This window comes from Acidithrix sp. C25 (assembly GCF_904848545.2).
The window spans coordinates 823,007-844,008 of sequence record NZ_CAJHCI020000002.1 but is presented as its reverse complement, the minus strand read 5'-3'; the positions used below and the strand labels follow the sequence as shown (position 1 = coordinate 844,008).

Genomic DNA, 21,002 nt, shown 5'->3' with positions numbered 1-21,002 from the left:
TTATTGTGGCTCGATATACAGGCCCTGTGTGCCGTCTGTGCCGAAGAGAGCGTGAGAAGCTATTTCTCAAGGGTTCCAAGTGTGATACCCATTGCCCCCTGGAAAAGCGTAATTATCCACCTGGTGAGCACGGTCGTGACCGCGCCCGTCAGGGTTCTGAGTACTTGACCCAGTTGCGCGAGAAGCAAAAGGCTCGTCGTATCTATGGTGTTTTGGAAAAGCAGTTCCGAAATATGTTCGAAGAGGCTTCACGCCAAGATGGTATTACCGGTGAGAACTTGTTGCGTATGCTTGAGATGAGACTCGACAATATAGCATTTCGTGCTGGTTGGGGTGTATCTCGTTCGCAAGCTAGGCAATTTGTTTTGCACGGTTTTGTGACGGTAAATGGCCGAAAGGCTACAATCCCATCGATGAGACTTCGTCGAGGCGATATCGTCGCTCTAAAGCCATCGGCTCGTGAACTTGCCGTTGTTACGGAGTCGATTGCATCTCAGGCCCCTCACATCCCGGCCTGGTTGACATCGATCGGATCTGGCTTTGAAGTCGAGGTTTCGAATCCACCACTGCGTGAACAGATTGATGTCAAGGTTCGCGAACAGTTAATCGTCGAACTCTACTCCAAGTAAAGGTTTCGCAAGAGCGCTAAGGAGAAGGAATGCTCTTTATTCAAAGACCCGCCGTTGAGGAAGCATCCGAAGAGGTTGCGGGTCGTCAAAAATTTGCGATAGGACCTCTGGAGCCCGGTTTCGGACATACCTTGGGTAATTCGTTGCGTAGGGTTTTGCTCTCGTCGATTCCTGGTGCTGCTCTCGTTGAAGTTCGCTTTGACGATGCGCTCCATGAGTTTACGACGCTGCCCGGAGTTAAAGAAGATGTCACTGAGATCATCCTTAACTTAAAGGACGTTGTGATTCGCTCTGAGGTAGACGAGGCGATTACTATTCGTCTGGACGTCAGAGGCCCCGGAATTGTAAGAGCGGGTGACTTTCAGGTCACTGCTGATCTAGAGATAGTTAATCCCGATCTACATATCGCCACTCTGTCGGATCGAGGGCGGATAGCTCTTGATGCTGTGGTAGATAAGGGCAAAGGCTATCAGAGTGCCGATTCGTCGCGTTCGAGTGGAATCATTGGACGTATCCCTATGGATGCGATCTTTTCTCCAATTCGTCGTGTAGCGGTTGAGGTGATTGCCACTGCAGGTGAGCGATCTCGTGACTACGACCGCTTGGTCTTAGATATCGAGACCGACGGATCAATTACTCCACGCGAGGCTTTGGCCTCGGCTGGAGAGACTTTGAGGTCGTTGGTTGGATTGATTGCTGATATGAGTGATCAACCCCAAGGACTTGCTTTGACGGAGACGCCAGTTATAGAGGTTCGTTCACCAGATCTTGACCTTCCTATTGAAGATCTTGAATTGACTGAGCGTCCGCGTAACTGCCTCAAGCGTGCTCAAATTAATACGATCGGTGAGCTACTTTCGCGAAGCACCGACGACCTACTCGCGATTACTAACTTTGGCCAGAAGTCACTTGATGAGGTTGTCAGCCGACTCAATGAGCGCGGCCTTTCACTAAGGAAGAGGGACTAGTTATGCCCGGTAGGCCTAAGCAGGGACGTCGTTTTGGTGGCGACGCAAAACATCAAAAGGCGATTCTCGCTAATCTAGCGGCTTCGCTCTTTGCAGCTGAATCGATTACTACTACAGAGGCCAAAGCTAAGGCTTTACGACCAGTGGCAGAGAAGCTTATTACAAAGGCAAAAAGAGGGGGTCTCGCTAACCACCGTGAGCTCGCTAGCTATCTTCGTGATAAGGATATGGCCCAGAAGTTGATCTCTGATATCGCCGAGCGTTATTCAGAGCGTCAAGGTGGCTATACCCGGATCCTGAAGAAGGGTCCTCGCCAAGGAGATAATGCGCCTATGGCCATTATTGAGTTGGTATAACAAGTCTCTGTGTGATCTAGAGAGTTTTTGATAGCGGATGTTGGGGCGTAAGCTCCTCATCCGCTATTTTTCTTGGCTGAGTTTTCTTTGTCTATGGCTTGGTTCTTCGGCGGGTTTCTAAGGGATTTGGAGAGATCTCCGTGGCATTGTTTTATGGTGAAATCAGTTTAAAGGGTGGGACCGTTGTCTTCGCCTAGAAACTATCTTCCACAAGAAGTCAATAACTTGGCTATAGAGTTTGCCTATGATGGCTCAGCATTTAGCGGTTACGCGCGTCAGCACGATCAGGTTACGGTGCAAGGGGATCTCGAGGCCGCACTAAGGGCAGTTCTTGGGGACTCTTTTCGAACGTTTGTTTCTGGGCGAACTGATCGGGGCGTTCATGCTAACTCTCAGTTCGTCTCAGTTGTACTGGAGGATCCCAAGTACATTGATTTGGATAAGTTCCGGCGGTCGATCGAGCGCCTCACTAGTGCCTCGATTGCTATTCGTGCGGTATGGTCGATGCCGGAGGATTTCCATGCACGCTTTTCCGCAGTGGCCCGTCGATATCGGTATTGTCTTCTTACCGGCGACTTTGCGCTGCCAATGGAGCGCCGTGCGGGTTGGCATATCGGTTCTCCACTCGATCGAGATGCTCTATTTGCAGCGGCATCCTACTTGGTAGGTGAGAAGAATTTCGCTACCTTTTGTAGAGCCGATCCCAATGGTGGTTCTCTTAATCGACGTGTGAGTGAAGTCAGCGTCTTTGAGACCGATCGCGATCATATCCATATAGAGATTGAAGCCAATGCCTTTTGTCACCAGATGGTTAGGGCTCTAGTGGGTTACTTAGTAAAGGTCGCTCTAGGCCATGCTACTCCTTGGGATTTCAGTAGGGCTCTTGATGCACAGGATCGTTCTAAGGGAGTCGATCTCGCCCCACCGTATGGTCTTTTTCTTATCATGGTTCGCTTTGAGGAGCGCTTTGAATTTTTGAATCGGCCTGTAATTTCGGTTGGCAATCGACTTATGTCCAAAAGGTTGGAGGATTAGCGGATTGGCTATCGATTAATCCTGTTATAATGTTCCTTTGTGTCTTATGCGACCGAAACTGTCGTAGGCATCTAATTCGTACCTTTGAAACCAGTGAGATTATGCGCACCTATTCAACAAAGCCATCAGAAATTGAGAGAAAGTGGTTCGTAGTCGACGCCGAGGGCATGGTCCTTGGTCGTTTGGCTACCGAAGTCGCCAGAATTCTGCGCGGTAAGCACAACCCTTATTTCGCACCACATCTCGATACCGGTGATCACGTTATCGTGATTAACGCCGATAAGGTTATTTTGACTTCCAACAAGGCGGAACGAAAGTTCTCCTATCATCACTCGGGTTATCCGGGTGGCCTTCGTACGACTCGATACACTGACCTTATGGCTGATAAGCCTGCCTTCGTCGTGGAGAAGGCCATTAGGGGTATGCTTCCTAAGAACCGATTGGGTCGCGCTATGTATTTGAAGTTGAAGGTATATGCAGGGCCGACTCACCCGCATTCTGCCCAGATGCCAGTTCCGCTAGAGATTCCAGGCGCTACGCGCACTGCAAACCGTTAAGCCGGGGAGAGATTATATGTCAATACCATTAGTTCAATCGACAGGTCGTCGCAAAGGTGCAGTCGCTCGTGTTAGGCTTCGCTCAGGCGAAGGCTCTGTGACCTGTAATAAGCGAAGTTTCGAAGAGTATTTCGGTGCTCCAAGCCTGCGCCAGCACGCGATCGAACCGCTTCGGCTGACCAATTTGTTGACCAACTATGACGTGGATGTCACCCTAAATGGCGGTGGCGTCTCTGGTCAAGCTGGAGCCCTTCGCCTAGGTTTGGCAAGAGCTATTGTCGAGTTGGATCCTGAACTTAGAGCACAGCTCAAGAAGGCCGGATTGCTTACTCGCGATGCCCGTGAGAAGGAATCTAAGAAATACGGCCTCAAGAAGGCGCGCAAGGCTCCTCAGTACTCCAAGCGTTAATCTTCGGTGTTGGAATTTGGTACGGATGGCGTACGTGGTAGGGCGAACTCTGAGCTTAATTCAGAGTTCGCCCTTCGTCTTGGTATGAGTGTTGCAAATACAATTGCTGGCTCTACTTTTTTGGTTGGTCGTGATACTCGGGTCTCTGGAACCATGTTGCAGGCTGCATTTTCTGCTGGTTTAGCCGCTGCGGGTACCTCAGTTTTGGATCTCGGGGTAATTCCTTCTCCAGGAGTCGCTTATCTGTGCTCTAGATTGAAGCTAGCTGGCGCGGTGATTTCTGCTTCCCATAACCCCTATCACGACAATGGGATCAAGATTTTGGGGCCGGCAGGCGCTAAATTATCGAATGCAACCGAGATTGAGATTGAACGTGGCGTAAGAGATGGCATTGCCATCGACGAAGGTGTTGGAACCATCAATGACGCTTCGCATCTAGTCTCTGACTATTTAACCTATATTACATCTCAGCCGCTGATTCAATCGCTAGTTGGACTAAAGCTGGTTTTGGATACCGCTAATGGTGCCGCATCCGGATTTGCTCGAGAGGTTTTTGAGCGTTACGGTGCAAGTGTTGTGGTGATCAACGACTCCCCTGATGGTGTAAATATCAATGCAAATGCAGGTTCGACTCATCTTCAAGGTTTGATTGACACCGTTTTAGCAGAGAAGGCTGATCTGGGTTTAGGGTTTGACGGAGATGCAGATCGAGTATTAGCAGTAGCTCAGGACGGCTCCGTTATAGATGGTGACATAATCCTAGGGGTTTTAGCTAAGTTTTTGAATAGCCGTTCGCTGCTGTCGCATAATGGTCTGGCGATAACGGTTATGAGCAATATGGGCCTTCGGATCGCCATGGCGCAAGCTAACATCGTCGTCGTTGAGACGCCGGTTGGTGATCGCCATGTATTTGAAGCTATGGAGCGGCATGGTTTTGTGCTAGGCGGCGAACAGAGTGGCCATATAATCTTGGCGGATTTGGCGGCAACCGGCGATGGAATGCTCACCGGAGCCGTCTTTAGCCGCGCTCTTTTGGAGTCCGGCATCGCTGCTAGCGAGTTGGCCAATAGAACCATGGTGCGATTCCCACAGATTTTGCGTAATGTCGCTTGTGTTGGGGATCCAAAAGTTGTTCTTGGTGCTCCAGAGGTCAAAGATGTGATCGCCAGAGCCGCGCAGCAATTGAGTGATGCAGGCCGGGTTTTGGTTCGACCTTCAGGCACTGAGCCTTTGATACGTGTTATGGTCGAAGCTAGGGACGAAGCTCTCGCTACCGAGTCGATCGAGCTGATCCTAAAGGTGATTTCTCAGACTGATCTTTAATTCAGATTGAGCTTTAGTGTGATCGGGACGTGATGGCGGCCTTTTCCATCTAAGCAGGTAATCTCCCAGCATCATTACCCACGACGCCTTATCCGGCAATGCTTTAGAACATCTAGGAAGCTCGTTGTATGCAAATAATTACAGCGCTGCGAGTTTTAGGGTTGAGCTCATCTCTTGTGCTGCATGTTGATTCGTCCATGCTGAATTAATCAATGGTACTTGGTAAGAATCCAAGAACGCGTTTGTAATCTTGATGATCGAAAGGCCGATGGCGGATCTCTGTATATCTTTATTTCTGGCTTGGTTGCAAGTGGCTTAGCGGTATAGTTTGGCGCGATTTGTGATCTTTGCCAGGGTGTTTGTTCCAATTGTGGTAGAGCTGTTGATGGCTGTCTCGTATTTTTTCGGAATCATTGACCGAAGGGCTTAAAGTCTTTCTTTGATTTAGGTTTTAATCTCATTTTGACGAACGAATTTTATATTTTGATCAAAGGGCTAGGGTATTAAAGCGTGTGTGGAATTATTGCAGTAACTGGCCAAGGCGCAACCGTTGAGGTTTTGACAAGTGGCCTCAAACGTCTGGAATATCGGGGATACGATTCCGCTGGAATTGTAGTCTGTGATGAAAATGGTCTATTTTCGCGATTGCGGGTAGCACAGGGTAAGAATTCTTTGGATCGATTAGATAGCGATGCTAAAGAGAGCGAATTTGGCTCGATCATCAGCGGAATCGGTCATACTCGATGGGCAACTCATGGTGGTCCAACCCTATTTAATGCGCACCCCCATATCGATTGCAATGGGACAATAAGTGTGGTTCATAACGGAATCGTTGAGAACTTCAGAGAGCTCAAGGATGATCTTATTTCGCGGGGCCATATATTTTCCTCCGAGACCGATACGGAGGTAATCGCACACCTTCTAGAGGAATCTTTGATTTCGAAGGGAAGCTTGGTCGAGGCTGTTTCATCGATAGCGCCAATCATGCGTGGCGCGATGTCTTTTGTGGCAATCTCTTCGACAGAGCCAGGGGTTTTGGTTGGTTTTAAACGTATGGCGCCGATGGTTATCGGTCGGGCTTCAAACACCTGGTTTATTGCGAGTGATATACCGGCGATTCTTGATCGTGCGGAGGTTTTTTACCACTTAGAAGATGACCATCTTGTCTGTGTTACTGGGGGTGGTGCTGAGATCTTTAACCTCGAAGGGGACTCGGTTGATCTGGTTGAATTCCCCGTTACTTGGTCGCTTGAGTCCGCTGAGAAGTCGGGTTTCGATGATTTTATGTCGAAGGAGATACTTGAACAACCTGGGGCGCTGCGAGACACTTTGGCAGGACGCTTAGCATCCTCTGGTGAGTTGATTTTGGACGAGACGACCAGCGATCCAGATTCTTTAGCGCGCATAAATAAGGTTTTTATCGTTGCCTGTGGAACCTCTTATCACGCAGGTATGGTAGCGAAATATGCAATCGAGCATTGGACGAAAGTCCCCGTTGAATTAGATATTTCTTCGGAATTTCGTTATCGGGATCCAGTGGTGGATGAGCGTACTCTCGTAGTGGCCGTTAGTCAATCGGGCGAAACCCTAGATACGCTTGCTGCTTTACACGAGGCAAAGAACCTCGGAGCCCAGACGTTAGCGGTCTGTAACGTAGTGGGTTCATCAATGGCGCGATTGGCCGATACTGTGATGTACACCAGAGCCGGACCTGAGGTTGGTGTAGCCGCCACGAAGACTCATACCGCACAGATAGGGGCTCTTTTACTTTTAGCTTTGAATCTAGCTCGAACTAAGGGCCAGCTCTACCCGAGTGAGATCGACGCATTGTACGAAGAGTTGACTTTGGTACCTGCAAAGATCCAAGAGGTTTTGAACTCATGGGATGCCATTGGCGAGGTGGCTAAGCGCTTTAGTGGCTCAAGTAGATTTTATTTTATTGGCCGTCATGTTGGCTATCCTGTTGCCTTAGAAGGAGCGCTAAAGCTTAAAGAGATCTCATATCTACCCGCGGAAGGCTATCCCGCTGGAGAGCTCAAGCATGGTCCAATTGCAATGCTCGATGAGATGGCGGTTGTTGTGGCGATAGCGACTCGAACCAGGCTTTACGAGAAGATCGTTTCGAATATAGAAGAGGTACGTGCTCGCGATTCTTCTGTGATAATTATCGGCAATCCTGGAGATGAAGGACAGGCTAACTTAGGCGAGTCCTTCATCTCGGTACCCAGAGTTCATCCTCTCTTTGCTCCATTGGTAGACGTGGTTCCCCTACAGATATTCGCATACCATATGGCTCGGAACCTAGGTATGGATGTCGATCGTCCACGGAACCTCGCCAAGACGGTGACTGTGGAGTGATGCTGGACCCCACGGGGATCAAGTTTTATTATGAGAATCGACGATTGCGATTTTGAGCCTTAAGGCTGGGGATTTGGACTCTAACTTGATCTTACAATTGCGCCTAGCCTTGGATGGTAAAGACTTTTATAGGCATGATATAAAAAGCTAGGTTCCATTGGCGGCTCAACTTCTCGAAGTTGCCAACTTGGGGGACTAGTCGGGTTTGAATAGAGGTTGTCGTGGAGGATTTTTCATCGTTTTTACATGTGATTACTTGGGAGCTGACCAAGGCATGTCATCTCCATTGTCGTCATTGTCGAGCAAGAGCGATCCCAAACCGAAATGAAGGAGAACTTGATATTGACGAGATCCAAAGTGTCTTATTAGATATTTCGAATCGGCTTCCAAGAAAGCCGATCATGGTCTTCACTGGCGGTGATCCAACCGAACGACCAGATCTCGATGAAATTTTGAAGAGTTCGATCGAGATGGGATTCATCACATCTATCTCGCCATCTGTTACTAATCGCGTTACTCCTGAATTGGTCTATCATTGGGCAGAACTTGGGGTTCGTGCGATCTCTCTTTCAATCGATGGACCATCTCCTGAGATTCACGATAGATTTAGAGGCGTTAAGGGAACCTTTGAACGCTCCATTGAAATAGCTCGCACAGTCGTTGACGCCAAGATGTCCCTGCAGATCAATACCTCAATTGGGAGATTTACATTAGACGGTTTAGCCGAGATGGCGGATCTGGCCAAAGATCTCAAGGTGTCGTCTTGGGAGGTATTTTTTGTAATACCTATGGGTAGAGCGAAGTTGTCGAGCGCCCTAGATTCCTCAGAGATGGAAGAGGTGCTTCGGTATCTCGCGACTTTTAGCCGCAGCGTTGATTTTCGCGTTACTGCGGTTGGCGCGCCGCAATTTCAAAGGGTGCTTCATGAGATGAACTACCTAGAGACCTCTGGCCTTCGTCCGTCGGTACGAGAGGGTCGAGGATTTGCATTTATTGACCACCTAGGGGAAGTCTATCCTTCGGGTTACCTTCCTTTGTCCGGTGGAAATGTGAGATCGCAATCGCTAGTGGATATCTACTCCAGTTCGCCACTGTTCACATCAATGCGCGACCCCTCTAATTACAGCGGTGCATGTGGATCGTGTGACTACAGCGGCTTTTGTGGAGGATCCAGGGCTCGTGCATTTGCAGTGACAAAAGATGTGCTTGCCTCTGACCCAGGCTGTCCAAGGACTGACTCTTATGGATCATTTCTTGATTTAGAACCTGTAGAATTGGTTATAGAGTAGCAATTAGGCTCCAGATCTGTTTTCATTTATAAGTTGTATGGCCGTTCTGGTCGGCGCCAATTTCATGGAACTCGCGATCATAATGAAAGACACAAGCCCCTAAAAGAGATCTCTTTTAGGGGCTTGTGTCTATTGATGGATAAATACGGATCAGTTCGATCGTCTGTCTTTGGATTAATCACCCTGTTGTATCCCTACTGGTTGATGCAACAGGGTGAGGGAGCTGACCCAAGAAGGCTCCTATAGCTTTCATAGCCGTTATGTCCGACCTAGATGGGCCAAAACGGCTATGTGAGTTAAGCAGCCCACTTATTTAGCCCACTTATTTAGCCCACTTAGGCAGCTTGAGCCGTTCCAGCGCTGGTAGTACTTCTAAGTGCCGCGCCACCATTAGGTCCACCAAAGCCAGGGCCACCATGACCGCCAGGGCCACCAGCGGGACGTGGGTTATTGACGAAGTTGGTGATAGCTGTATTTAGATGAGACAGGATCTGAGTGGCTTGAGTAGAGGTTATCTTTCCAGCGGTTACAGCGGAGTTGATATTTGCTGTAGCACTAGTTACCAACTCTGAGATCAAGGTAGATGGAGAGATATTAGCTGCCGTTGCTACTGCGGCTAGGGTCTTTCCAGCTTGCAAGTCTGCTTTGAGAGCAGATGTAGTTGTCTTTAGGTCACTAGCTGCAGTTTTCAAGAGATTATCTCCAGCAACAGCTCTCATGCCACCAAAGCCAGGGCCACCATGACCGCCAGGGCCACCAGCGGGACGTGGGTTATTGACGAAGTTGGTGATAGCTGTATTTAGATGAGACAGGATCTGAGTGGCTTGAGTAGAGGTTATCTTTCCAGCGGTTACAGCGGAGTTGATATTTGCTGTAGCACTAGTTACCAACTCTGAGATCAAGGTAGATGGAGAGATATTAGCTGCCGTTGCTACTGCGGCTAGGGTCTTTCCAGCTTGCAAGTCTGCTTTGAGAGCAGATGTAGTTGTCTTTAGGTCACTAGCTGCAGTTTTCAAGAGATTATCTCCAGCAACAGCTCTCATGCCACCAAAGCCAGGGCCACCATGACCGCCAGGGCCACCAGCGGGACGTGGGTTATTGACGAAGTTGGTGATAGCTGTATTTAGATGAGACAGGATCTGAGTGGCTTGAGTAGAGGTTATCTTTCCAGCGGTTACAGCGGAGTTGATATTTGCTGTAGCACTAGTTACCAACTCTGAGATCAAGGTAGATGGAGAGATATTAGCTGCCGTTGCTACTGCGGCTAGGGTCTTTCCAGCTTGCAAGTCTGCTTTGAGAGCAGATGTAGTTGTCTTTAGGTCACTAGCTGCAGTTTTCAAGAGATGATCTCCAGCAACAGCTCTCATAAGACCACCATGGTGTCCACCACTTGGGCTCGTCGTTGTGAATGAAGAGAGAGCCGCAGGTATCGATGTAGATGGGGTTGTGCTCGCAGATGATACCGCTGGGGTTCCAAGTGTTGCACCTGCTAGCCATCCACCGCCTATCGCCAAAACTGTAAGACCACTTGCTATCTTTGCGTTTAGTTTAATTTTTCTCATTTGAACTTCCTCTGAGATTTACTTTCCTATTTTGCTTCGCCCTAGGCCTTCAGGGGATACTTACATGCTCGTTGAGATTGCCTAAAATTAGCTGTGGAGCGATTAATGACTTTGTTTATAATTCCTGAACTTACTTTTACCTTTCTTAGACAACTTTCATATTTGAATAAAGTCCCAGCTAGCAATAGGTGTAGACACCAAGCAATTCTAAAGATCTCAAATGGAACTTGTAAAAAACTATGGCAAAGTGCTCAATGATCCCTAACGAAAAGGTTGTGTCGAAGGTATTTTGGGACCCAATGGCAAATTGGACGCAGGGCAAGAGATAGTCTCAGCTAGCTGGATATCGGTGGTGGATCGAGGTAATGGGCTTTATGCAAGCTCGAAGCGTTGAATTAATTCTTCACGGCTTGATTTACCGTAGCACTTTCGGGCTGGCATAAAGGAGATATTCCGCCCTAAGCAAAAGGTGGTAGGTTTGTCTTTGTTGGCCCAGGACCATCAAGCCGATCACGGCTGTATTCTCGGGTACTTCATAGGACGTGGTGGCGTTTTAGGGATCTGGCTTGGATAGATTCCGGTCGTATTGAATGAGGGTTGGGCTCTGTATGAATCAAAGATATACCTTTGGAATTGGGGTGGACGTGGTCGACCACGATCGCTTTGCTTTATTTGTGAAGCGTCGGAGTCGAGGGGTCGATCGGATCTTTACTGATGGTGAGCTTGACTATATCAACCGCTTTAAGGGAGATGGCGCAATTGCACGTATGGCCGCGCGCTTTGGGGCCAAAGAGGCAGTCTCAAAGGCGCTAGGCGTCACCCTCTTTTCGCTCTCACTGCATGACATTGAGGTAGTGAATTCCAGTGACGGACCACCGAAGGTGAAGCTACACGCTAAGGCAAAGGAGGTTGCTTTTCAATCAAATGTTGTTGAAGTCAAAGTTTCATTTTCTCACGAAGTCAGAGTTTCAATTGCCTTCGCTATGGCAATCGCCGAGATTCGGAGCGTTGATCTTCAAGGACCACTAGAGCTCGGCTGAACCCTATGGTCGGTTGGGGCGTTGAAATCGTCTCTTTGGAGCACTTCTAAAGGTGTAATTTATCTCCTTGAATTCATTAATACTAAACCAGTCGGTCGCGGTGGCGTGATGGAAGCGATGTTAGGAAACCCCAACCAAACAGACGGAGCCAGAAGCCCCGTCCGTAAGGGCGGGGAAGGTTCACGAAAAATAGGGTAAAGCCCCAAGGAAGCCATGATTCAAATATATTCGACCGAAACGATGAGATCTCTAGATGAAACCTTGGCCGCCCAGGGTTCGTTGGCCACCATAATTGATCGCGCTGGTTTTGCACTGGCACAATTTAGCGCCTTGATTCTAGGTGGAGCCTACGGCAAGGTGGTAGTAATCGTAGTGGGCAAGGGAAACAATGGAGCAGATGGCAGGGCGTGCGCTAAGTATCTCTCTATTCTTGGAGCAAGTGTAGGGGTTATTGAATATGAAGATCTCCACGAAAGATCGACTCCTCGATGCGATCTTTTGATCGATGCTGTCTTTGGTTTTGGCTTTCATGGTGATTTGAAAAGGTCGATCAAAACTCCCCGTGGAGCGTTGATCCTAAGTGTCGATATGCCAAGCGGCGTCAATTCTACGAGCGGTGAAGTTGCACCAGGAACACTCAAGAGCGACTTTTGTCTGGTCCTAGCTGGGCTGAAGAGAGGTTTGCTTTCCGGTGATGCCATTGAGGTTATGGGTGAGAGCTATCTCTGTGATCTAGGTGTGGCTACCAATCTCGCGGGTGAAGGAACCTTTTATCAATCCTTTGACTTTAGCGAAGTCCCAACTCCAACACAGCATCACAAATGGAAAAGTTCGGTAGCGGTCTTTAGTGGATCACAGGGAATGGAAGGTGCTGCTATCTTATCGTCGGTAGCAGCGATGCGGGCGGGGGCGGGAATCGTTCATCTTTTTTCGCCGAGCAGTTCAATCTCATACCTTTTGGCTGCTTCGAATCCAGAAGTTGTCCTGCGTCCGTTGCTCCACGACGGAGAGTTGCAGATCCCGAAGGAAGACCTCTCACGGTTCAATGCTATTGCAATTGGCCCGGGGTTAGGGCGATTTAGCGGCCAGTTGCTTGAATATGTTGGACGAGCCAGCGGCGCTAGTTTAGTTGTCGATGCGGACGCCATCTCTGCCTTGGCGGCCTCGCCGGATTCTCTCGGATTACTTAAAAAGGGTAAACGAGGCATTGTGCTAACTCCACATATGGGAGAGCTTGACCGCCTCTCTATTGCATTTGGCTTTGCTAAGACAGATCTCGGTATCTTGGAGTTTTGTCGGCGGTGGAGCGTATATATGTTGGTTAAGGGATTTCCGACCTTTATATATTCTCCGGAGGGTCACTTTGGGGTGGTCTCCTCCAACGGTAGTGAGCTGGCAACCGCAGGCTCAGGCGACGTGCTAAGCGGCATCATTGCTGGTGTTCTTGCAAATGAAGTGATCTCTATCTCTGCTATTGCTAAGGCTGCCTATATTCATGGACTTGCCGGTCGTCTGACCTTCCGAAGGGGAATGATCTCCTATGATCTATTGGATAAAATTCCGCGCGCAAGGTGGCTGTGTCAAACAAGCAGTGAGCTGCAACGCCAACAAAGCCAATTTGTGCCATTGTTTTCTCGCGGTCCATTGATCTCTAGCCGCGAATCCAAGATCGATTGGGGTGTACTCGCATGGGGGCAGAACATAGGCCCGTCTGGGCAGAGATAGATGCACAGGCGCTGATTCACAACTATCGCTTATTTGCTGCTCTGGCTGCGCCCGCAAGAATCTGTGCCGTTGTAAAGGCCGATGCTTATGGCCATGGTGCCGTGGATGTGGCTCGAATCCTTCATGAAGTGGGATGTCGTGATTTTGCTGTCGCCTTTGTCGACGAGGGAGTCGAGCTTAGACAAGCTGGTATCGATGGAGAGATTTTAGTCTTGAGTGAGCCCGCCGTCTCTGACTTTGGAGTTGCGGGCGATGCAGATATCTCTCTCACGCTCTATAGCCTCGAGGCTATAGGGATAGCGTTGGCTACTCGATTTGGCAAGGAGGGAAAGCGACTCTCTTTTCAGCTGAAGTTAGATACAGGAATGTATCGAGCCGGTGCATCCTTGTCCGATTTAGACAGGATCTCAGAGCTCTTAGAAGGAGTTGATTTAGATGGCATTTGGAGCCACTTTGCCGTTGCCGACTTGGACGATCCTGAGTCGGTTGCCTTTACCAAGTTGCAGATTGAAAGGTTTAGAGATGCCGTAGAAGCGCTTTCGCTAAAGGGTATCACCGCTCGTCAGTTGCATATTGCCAATACTGCAGGGCTCTTGGACTTTCCAAAGGTGCGATTTTCAAAAGTTCGCGTAGGTCTTGGACTCTATGGTTACGACCCAAATCCAAAGTCACGATCGATTGGCTTGCGTCCGGTGCTCTCTTTGATCTCCAAGGTGACTTTCATACGGCAGGTAGAACAAGGTGTCAGGCCATCTTATGGGCGCCTTCGCCCTATTGATTCAGATGGATTCCTAGGGCTGGTTCCAATTGGATATGCAGATGGAGTTCCTAGGGCACTCTTTAGGGGTGGGGGTAAGGTGGCAATTAATGGTGTGCTATTTCCATTTGCAGGAATGGTCTCTATGGATCAATCTGTAGTAGACCTTGGGCCAGATCCAAGGGTGCAAATAGGCGACCGAGTAGTACTTTTGGGTTCGGATAATCCGGTTTCAATTTGGGCAGATGAGTGGGCTTTGCGCACTGGAACTATTTCGTGGGAGATTCTTTGTGGAATCTCAAAGCGGGTTCCCAGAAGAGTGGTTTAGGCCAGATAGCCTGTTTCTAGCCATTCAAAACAAGGGATAATATTGAGTTCGCGAACTGATTTTGAGAGAACAAGATCTGCGGCCCTGGAGTGCCAAAAGTGTTCTTTATGTGAGAGTCGTTTGAATGTGGTCTTTGGCGAAGGTGATTTGTCATCTCCGATACTCTTTGTCGGTGAAGCCCCAGGAGCTCAAGAGGACCTTCAATCAAGGCCATTTGTCGGGCGTTCAGGGAAGTTGCTCGAACGTTTAATCTTCGAGGCATTGGGGCTTAACCGAGGTGATGTCTACATCACCAATGTTGTAAAGTGCCGTCCACCAGAAAATCGATTACCAAAACCAGATGAGGTTAGAAGCTGTAGTGGCTACCTAAAGGATCAGTTGAACTTCATCTCGCCTTTTCTTGTGATTTCACTCGGTTCGCTTGCGACAAAGGTTTTTATGGGTCGAGACGTTCAGATAACTAAATGCCATGGGGAAATTGTACAGAGTGAACTTGCTTTGGTGATGCCCATCTTTCATCCAGCCTATGCGCTGAGGCGAGGGCGAGTAGCTCAAGACGCTATTCGCAATGACCTCATCGGCGCTAAAGGGTACCTGCAAGAGATCGGTGTGTGGAACTTTGAATGAGATATTAGGAGTAAAGTCATCATCGGCGCTAGAGACCAAGGCTATTGGTCAGCGCCTGGGCTCTCTTTTGCATGGTGGCGATGTAGTCCTTCTAATTGGCGATTTGGGAATGGGTAAGACTGCATTTACTTCTGGTATCGCGGTTGGAATGGGAATTTCTCAGAGGGTCGCATCTCCAACATTTGTAATGGTTCGGGAGTATTTTGGGAGTTTTCGTTTGGTCCACTGCGACCTTTATCGAATTGACACCACCAGAGGAGTTGACTTCGATGATTTGGAACTCTTCGACGAAGATAGCGTTACGGTCGTCGAATGGGCAGATCTATGCCTTTGGCAATTCGACGACTTTGATCCCTTAGTGGTTTTGTTTGCCAATGGGGCTGATGAAGATTCCAGGTCGATAACGTTCACTGAGAACAATTCGAGATGGAATGAACGATTTTTAAAGTTTTGACTAGATGAGGTGACAATTTCCACAACTTGTGACTAAAAACGATCCCTAAGGATTCCTTGAATAAGTCTAGGAGATCCTATGTCAGGGATGCAAAGCTTGATGTAGCTGTGTACTATAACAAAATATAAAGAACTTGCCTGGATTGGGTCCGGGGCATATTTACAAGGCGCCCATAATAAAGGGCATGTAAGGTTCTACAAGGGGTAATATAGGTGCCATGCAAGCGGTATGGAGTGCAGGTTGCATCGTGTATCGCTAGATTCGATCAAACCAAGCACGCAGAGTTGGTCAACACTATATGGTGTTTTCAGCGGTGTTTTTTGATCACCTCGACTTTGTCCAGGGGGAAACCTTTGGGGTGAATAGATTGCACCTCCGGTTTCTTTTATAGAATTTTATTTCTGCCCTATTTGATCTACATCGGAGTCCACCTTGTCAAAGAGAAATTCACCAAAACGAACTATTTTGGCCATAGACACCGTCTCGCCGAGGTCATACATAGGGCTGGTCCAATTTCCACAAGGTGAATTTGACGCTGGCGAATGTGCCTATTACATGGAGATCTCTAAACCAAGAGCCTTTCTTTCAGAAGTTGGGATCTTCTTAGAAAGAGCTCTTGGTCCCAATGCGAACTTTGGTCTTCCCGAGGCAATTGCAGTGGCTGTTGGCCCTGGAGGGTTTTCTGGAAGTCGCCTTGGAGTCGGCATCGCCAAGTCGTTAGGTTTTTCTATGGGCTTGGGGGTCTTGGTCTATGATCATTACGAGATGGTGGCGAATTCATACCTTGAATGGATGCGCGCTGAGACAAGAGGTGTCGCTGTGATTGGCGACGCGAGAAGAGGTCAAGGCCATCTTATGATCAAGGAGGGCGACCCAAAAGGCAACCTTTCCTATGGTCAGTTCTCAAAGACTTTGGACTACCATGACATGAGCGATCTCCTCATGGACGCGGATCTATCCTCAGTCATATTTTCAGACCCGGTGACAGCATTGAATTTGGGCGATTTGATTGATCGTAGTGATATGCAAGTAGCAAGTGAAGTATTTTCCTACGTTAATTCAAAGTCCCTTGGGAGATATATCGGCCGACTTTCAGCACAAGGGGGCGAGGTGGAGGCCTCTAGCGTAGTGGTTAGGTATTCTAGAGACTATGACGCGAAGGTCAACTTCGAGACGATTCTGCCATCTTGATGGTCTAAAAGTTGCGCTTTGAACCATTTGCTAGCAATTGGTCAATTCCAAGATTTGCTAGTTGGTCGGCTCTTTCGTTGCCCTCATCGCCGTTATGGCCCCGAACCCAAATCCAGTTGATCTCGTGGCGTTTGGTCGCTTGATCTAGCAACTTCCAAAGATCGGTATTTTTAACTGGCTCTTTTTTAGAGTTGACCCAATTTTTCTTCTTCCAATTTACGATCCACTTTGTAATGCCGTCCATAACATATCTCGAGTCGGTGTGGAGGCTTATACGACACGGTACTTTTAGGAGTTCTAGGGCTTCAATTACCGCTTGGAGCTCCATCCGATTGTTGGTTGTTGGGTTGTCACCACCGTAGATCTCTCGTTGCTTTTTTGGGCTAATCAACAGCGCACCCCAGCCTCCGGGCCCCGGGTTACCTCGGCATGCTCCATCTGTGTAGATCGTCACGGCCTGCAATTCTTGATTGGCAGAGCTAGAGGCACCACTGGGTTGTCCCACAGATGTGGATTGGTTATTTTTTTCTTGCATATCCCTGGTGAGCTTGCGCAGATTCCCTTCAAAGTCGACTTATTCTTGGCCCATGATCTTATAGGCGCGGTAGAAGATGTGGCGCGAGGCCACGACTATCTTGGCCCAAAGGTATGTCGTTGAATAAATAAATACCAAATCTCCAAGACTCCTCGAAGCACGATATTTCTTTGAGGAGTATTAACAGGTGAGTTGTTTCGCCCAACCTTGAGGTCTTTATCGAGTATCGATTGTGAGAGCCCCGGTGATCCCAGTGAAAGGGGATCACGAGGTCAAAGCCAAAGAGACCAAAGTAATCTGCAAGCTATGTTGTTCATTTGCCAGTTGAGGTGACTCGCCGCGTTAGTAGCTTTTGTAAGGTAAAAATTTGCCTGAGAGCTCTATGTGTACGCGGTCGCCATTTGGGTCTTCTTGGCGGGTAATTGACATATCGAAGTCGATAGCACTCATGATTCCATCTCCGAATTCTTCATGGATCAGTTCTTTGATTGTCGGTCCATAGACTGAAACCAGTTCGTATAGGCGATAGATCGTTGGGTCCGCCGGTATCTGATTTGGTAGGCTTCCTCTAAATGGAGGGACTCGCAACATGGCGATCTCTTCCGGAGAAAGGTCAAATAACTCACCGACTACCTGTGCTTGGTGATCGGAGAAGGCCATTTGTCCAAGACAACCTGCCGTAACCCACTCTTTGGACTTGCCAACCTCTTCTGCAACTTTCGACCATGTGATGTTTCGTCGGATTTTGGTCTCGATAATCTTTTCAGTAACGTCGTTTCGATCCATGGCCCTACCTTTAGATAGTGAGAGATAGAGCTATCCTAAGGTGAATTGACGAATGCAGTTCGCAACCTTCTCAAAAAATTCATCTTTGTGGCCATCCCATGGTGCTAACACCTCTTGGACTTATATGCTGAGTGGCCATAAGGCCTATCTTTGGACTCTTGCGAGTGCGATTCCGGCTTGTACGAGAACTACGTCGCCAACGGCTAGGTGCTCGATAAAGGCGTAAGCCACCTCAGAGATATTTCCACAAGGGTCGACCCCTAATGCGAAGCCTGATTTGATCTCCACTATCTCGATTGCGGTCGCATCATCTAGGCAGACGCTACAGCTCGCAGGTTCTTCTTGGTCTAGCGCCAAGGGAATTAGGAAACGTCTGGTATCTGTCATGAGCTAGGAGTTTTCATTAGAGAAGCCTTTCAGATCTGATTCGTAGGGTAGGTGCTGAGGTGAATAATTATCGATCTGGAAAAAGCCAAGACAGTAGCCTTATTTTCCTTATTTAAAGTTATTGACTAAGAATAGAAATTTCATTGATCTTTGCGCTAGGGGATTTGGTCACTATATCTTCGATTGCGGTTTCATGGTTAGCTTTTCTTTAGGTGTGAACCGCTATTGGTTTCATGAACCTCAGGTTATGGCTTTTGGCGAACTTGTTTGGCCAAGGCGAGCTGCCGCTATGGCGACCTGCCCCAAGGAGATACCCCCATCGTTTGGAGGAACTTCTAAAGAGCAAAGCACTCTAAACCCCGCCATCTCTAGCTCCTTAGTTGACTCTTTGAGCAGGATTATGTTTTGAAAACATCCACCTGCAAGCACCACGGTTCGAAGATTTGTAGTCGCTGAGAGTTCTATTAGAACCTCAGCTGTTGATGTCGCTAAGGCCCAATATGCATATAGCGCTATCTCAGAAGGGTCATGACCATCCAGGATCTTTTGAGCGGTCTCTCTAAAGGTTGATGCCGTATCAATTACCCATCGCTCTTGGTCTTTGTCAAAGCGCACATGGGGGTCAGCCTGATTTGAGTTCATAGCGCGATGGGCCAGCGCCCCTAGGTACATGGCCCCTTGGCCCTCGAAGGTGCGACGTCACATAGCTCTATGAGCCCACCGACCGCGTCAAAGAATCTTCCCATTTCAGAGGTGCATGGCGAAAAAATTGGAGATTTTGAGATTGCGAGTAGATCTTTGAGTTTGGATTCGAATCTGGCGATGGATGGAAATGATAAAAATTGTGCCTCGTCGCCGAAGGCTGCTATTGAGTAGGAAATTGCCATGCGGTAGGGCTCGGTTATCGCCTTTTCAGCACCGATCATTGGTATGGACGATGAAGTTGCAAGTCGAAAAGAGCTGATAAGGTTGGCGACCGAGATGTTATTGTGGTTGCCCACAATGATGAGTTCTCATGTTTTGAGAATGCATGTTCTCATATTGAACTGCCTCTTGACCGAGCAAGTGTTGACGCCGATGGCGTCTTGGCATGCCCATGGCATGGCTTTTGATTCGATGGACTAACTGGTGAATGTATAACATTTCCGGATGTCTTTCTAGAGTGCCACAAATGTAAGGTCGTGTATGGAGAGATCTTTATCAAGGCATGTCCTTGATGCTTCGAGTAATTTCTCTCGGGGCCGAGTCGCCAGGAGGGCTAGCACCTCCCGCTGCAACTTCCGCGCCCGATCGATTTTATGGTCCCCGTGGACTCGTGTTGATCGGATCGACTTTGATCGTATGCGATACGGGAAATCATCGGGTTTTGGTCTTCAGAGATTTGTGCGATGGGATTGTCAGTCCAAAGGCGTCAACGATCCTTGGACAGCCTGACTTTTATTCAGAGAGCCACAGCAACGGAGGCGGATCTCAAGGGTTGTTTTTGCCTACAGGGGTTGCAACTAGGGATAATAGGTTGATTGTGGGCGATGTATGGCATCACAGGGTTCTCATATGGGACGCCATCCCGACAGAAGATTGGACCGGAGCCGATCACGTAATCGGACAAGCCACTATGGAGGATGTCGAACCCAACCAGGGCGGAGAGTGTAGCACTGCCAGCTTGGATTGGCCCTTTGGTGTTGGCTTTGTAGAAGACCGTTTTTTTATTGCGGATACTGGCAATCGTCGAATTTTGGGTTGGGATCATCTTCCTCTAGATGGCGAACTGCCCGAGGTGATAGTTGGGCAAAGTGACTTTAACTCACGTCATGAAAACAGAGGAGAGGTAGGGCCATCGAGTTTTAGGTGGCCCCACTCCGTAGTCGGTGACTGTGATGGAATGTATGTAGCTGATGCGGGAAACCATACAGTCCTTATGTTTGATCTAAAGATTGACAAAGATTGCGATGCGCTTTGTGTGATTGGTCAAGTTGATCCTTGTTCAAATAGCGAGTGGCCCTATGGCCTTCAGCCTCAAATGCTTATCGTTTTCCATATGCCATTGCCAAAGATGGTGACAGATTTATGGTTGCAGATACCGCCAATAATCGGGTGCTTCTTTACGATAAGCTGCCTAAGAGTTATAGTTACCTTCCTTATGGGTCAATTGGCCAAAAGGACTTTAGCTCAAATGGTGAGAACCGATGGGCTGGGGTTGCTCCCGACACCCTTTGTCGGCCATATGAATTTCGCAGGTGTTAGTCGTGACGTCTGTTTTGCTTCATGGCCAGATGTAAAGGTCGGAGACTATGTTCTGGTACATGTCGGATTCGCGTTGACAGTATTGGATGAATCTAGCGATCATGAGACACTTGCCATCTTTAGGGACTTTGGCCTAATTGATGGTGAACTTGGTAGCGACGCAGAGATCGTTCCACAGCGTTGCGCCCTTTTGGCAGGAAAATAGAAAAAGCGCTTAGACGTAACTAGCCCCATCTTTCGCAGTGCGTCATGAATGAAAGAGGTTGTAAATCACCTACAAGCTGATAACAATCACACTGCAATGCTACATAGATGATGGAGGTAGGCCCTCCGGGATCGCCTTTTGGGAGGAGATTCCAAACCACCTTATCGATAATGGCACGGGGCATTAGCTAAAGACTGTTGTCCAAAGCGGTACTAAAAAAGTTAGAGCAATGACTCT

General features: G+C 48.4%; 20 protein-coding genes and 2 pseudogenes. 17 read left to right on the top strand and 5 right to left on the bottom strand.

The genetic code is table 11. The features are described 5' to 3' along the window. The first annotated feature begins 5 nt into the window (after positions 1-5). The 9 genes and pseudogenes from rpsD to ACIDITHRIX25_RS96740 all read left to right on the top strand — a co-directional run bounded on the left by rpsD (position 6) and on the right by ACIDITHRIX25_RS96740 (position 8,924). Positions 6-629 (top strand): 30S ribosomal protein S4, encoded by a 624-nt coding sequence (rpsD, locus tag ACIDITHRIX25_RS96780; protein WP_052604306.1) that lies wholly within the window; start codon positions 6-8, stop codon positions 627-629. A 29-nt stretch (positions 630-658) separates the two neighbouring features. Next, positions 659-1,597, top strand: coding sequence for a DNA-directed RNA polymerase subunit alpha (locus ACIDITHRIX25_RS96775; protein ID WP_052604305.1), 939 nt, complete (start codon positions 659-661; stop codon positions 1,595-1,597). 2 nt (positions 1,598-1,599) lie between these two features. Next, positions 1,600-1,950: pseudogene (rplQ, locus tag ACIDITHRIX25_RS96770) on the top strand (50S ribosomal protein L17); the annotation flags it as partial. Between the two features lie 186 nt (positions 1,951-2,136). Continuing rightward, complete coding sequence (gene truA, locus ACIDITHRIX25_RS96765; RefSeq protein WP_201733331.1) at positions 2,137-2,988, top strand: tRNA pseudouridine(38-40) synthase TruA; 852 nt, start codon at positions 2,137-2,139, stop codon at positions 2,986-2,988. 101 nt (positions 2,989-3,089) lie between these two features. Next, positions 3,090-3,545: a 50S ribosomal protein L13 gene (gene rplM / locus ACIDITHRIX25_RS96760; protein WP_052604302.1), complete on the top strand. Its 456-nt coding sequence runs from the start codon at positions 3,090-3,092 to the stop codon at positions 3,543-3,545. 16 nt (positions 3,546-3,561) lie between these two features. Next, positions 3,562-3,954, top strand: a complete 393-nt coding sequence (gene rpsI / locus ACIDITHRIX25_RS96755) for a 30S ribosomal protein S9 (protein WP_052604301.1) — start codon at positions 3,562-3,564, stop codon at positions 3,952-3,954. A gap of 9 nt (positions 3,955-3,963) precedes the next feature. Continuing rightward, the gene (gene glmM, locus ACIDITHRIX25_RS96750) at positions 3,964-5,277 is read left to right on the top strand and encodes a phosphoglucosamine mutase (protein ID WP_201733330.1); all 1,314 of its coding nucleotides are present in this window, start codon (positions 3,964-3,966) and stop codon (positions 5,275-5,277) included. Positions 5,278-5,787: 510 nt separating this feature from the next. Next, positions 5,788-7,635, top strand: coding sequence for a glutamine--fructose-6-phosphate transaminase (isomerizing) (gene glmS, locus ACIDITHRIX25_RS96745; RefSeq protein ID WP_201733329.1), 1,848 nt, complete (start codon positions 5,788-5,790; stop codon positions 7,633-7,635). Between the two features lie 221 nt (positions 7,636-7,856). Continuing rightward, positions 7,857-8,924, top strand: a complete 1,068-nt coding sequence (locus ACIDITHRIX25_RS96740; RefSeq protein WP_052604298.1) for a radical SAM protein — start codon at positions 7,857-7,859, stop codon at positions 8,922-8,924. Between the two features lie 335 nt (positions 8,925-9,259). On the opposite strand, the gene ACIDITHRIX25_RS96735 is transcribed toward ACIDITHRIX25_RS96740, so the two are convergent. Then, complete coding sequence (locus tag ACIDITHRIX25_RS96735; protein WP_201733328.1) at positions 9,260-10,486, bottom strand: hypothetical protein; 1,227 nt, start codon at positions 10,484-10,486, stop codon at positions 9,260-9,262. A gap of 608 nt (positions 10,487-11,094) precedes the next feature. On the opposite strand from ACIDITHRIX25_RS96735, the gene acpS reads away from it, so the two are divergent. The 6 genes from acpS to ACIDITHRIX25_RS96705 all read left to right on the top strand — a co-directional run bounded on the left by acpS (position 11,095) and on the right by ACIDITHRIX25_RS96705 (position 16,608). Further along, positions 11,095-11,526 (top strand): holo-ACP synthase, encoded by a 432-nt coding sequence (gene acpS / locus ACIDITHRIX25_RS96730; protein ID WP_052604296.1) that lies wholly within the window; start codon positions 11,095-11,097, stop codon positions 11,524-11,526. A gap of 213 nt (positions 11,527-11,739) precedes the next feature. Continuing rightward, positions 11,740-13,251: an NAD(P)H-hydrate dehydratase gene (locus ACIDITHRIX25_RS96725; protein WP_201733327.1), complete on the top strand. Its 1,512-nt coding sequence runs from the start codon at positions 11,740-11,742 to the stop codon at positions 13,249-13,251. Next, on the top strand, positions 13,215-14,336 hold the full coding sequence (gene alr, locus ACIDITHRIX25_RS96720) for an alanine racemase (RefSeq protein ID WP_201733326.1): 1,122 nt from the start codon (positions 13,215-13,217) through the stop codon (positions 14,334-14,336). The genes ACIDITHRIX25_RS96725 and alr overlap by 37 nt, the downstream gene beginning before the upstream one ends. Before the next feature lie 42 nt (positions 14,337-14,378). Further along, positions 14,379-14,963: a uracil-DNA glycosylase gene (locus ACIDITHRIX25_RS96715; RefSeq protein ID WP_201733325.1), complete on the top strand. Its 585-nt coding sequence runs from the start codon at positions 14,379-14,381 to the stop codon at positions 14,961-14,963. Further along, positions 14,956-15,417, top strand: a complete 462-nt coding sequence (gene tsaE, locus ACIDITHRIX25_RS96710) for a tRNA (adenosine(37)-N6)-threonylcarbamoyltransferase complex ATPase subunit type 1 TsaE (RefSeq protein WP_201733324.1) — start codon at positions 14,956-14,958, stop codon at positions 15,415-15,417. Before ACIDITHRIX25_RS96715 ends, tsaE begins: the two co-directional genes overlap by 8 nt. A gap of 432 nt (positions 15,418-15,849) precedes the next feature. Next, a complete protein-coding gene (locus ACIDITHRIX25_RS96705; protein WP_052604292.1) occupies positions 15,850-16,608 on the top strand; it encodes a hypothetical protein in 759 nt (252 codons plus the stop codon). 4 nt (positions 16,609-16,612) lie between these two features. Here the strand turns inward: ACIDITHRIX25_RS96705 and rnhA are convergent, their stop codons facing one another. The 4 genes and pseudogenes from rnhA to ACIDITHRIX25_RS96685 form a co-directional block, all read right to left on the bottom strand. Further along, complete coding sequence (rnhA, locus tag ACIDITHRIX25_RS96700) at positions 16,613-17,071, bottom strand: ribonuclease HI (protein WP_052604358.1); 459 nt, start codon at positions 17,069-17,071, stop codon at positions 16,613-16,615. A 414-nt stretch (positions 17,072-17,485) separates the two neighbouring features. After that, positions 17,486-17,929 carry a cyanase gene (gene cynS, locus ACIDITHRIX25_RS96695; protein ID WP_201733323.1) on the bottom strand — a complete coding sequence of 148 codons (444 nt, stop codon included), beginning with the start codon at positions 17,927-17,929 and terminating at the stop codon, positions 17,486-17,488. A 144-nt stretch (positions 17,930-18,073) separates the two neighbouring features. Beyond that, positions 18,074-18,316 (bottom strand): HypC/HybG/HupF family hydrogenase formation chaperone, encoded by a 243-nt coding sequence (locus ACIDITHRIX25_RS96690; protein ID WP_201733322.1) that lies wholly within the window; start codon positions 18,314-18,316, stop codon positions 18,074-18,076. Positions 18,317-18,556: 240 nt separating this feature from the next. Further along, positions 18,557-19,242 (bottom strand): annotated as a pseudogene (locus ACIDITHRIX25_RS96685) (Kae1-like domain-containing protein). Between the two features lie 63 nt (positions 19,243-19,305). Here ACIDITHRIX25_RS96685 and ACIDITHRIX25_RS96680 point away from each other — a divergent pair. Together ACIDITHRIX25_RS96680 and ACIDITHRIX25_RS96675 are read left to right on the top strand one after the other, a co-directional pair. Next, positions 19,306-19,428, top strand: a complete 123-nt coding sequence (locus ACIDITHRIX25_RS96680) for a Rieske 2Fe-2S domain-containing protein (RefSeq protein WP_201733319.1) — start codon at positions 19,306-19,308, stop codon at positions 19,426-19,428. A gap of 104 nt (positions 19,429-19,532) precedes the next feature. Next, positions 19,533-20,765, top strand: a complete 1,233-nt coding sequence (locus ACIDITHRIX25_RS96675) for a HypC/HybG/HupF family hydrogenase formation chaperone (RefSeq protein ID WP_201733318.1) — start codon at positions 19,533-19,535, stop codon at positions 20,763-20,765. Positions 20,766-21,002 lie beyond the last annotated feature (237 nt).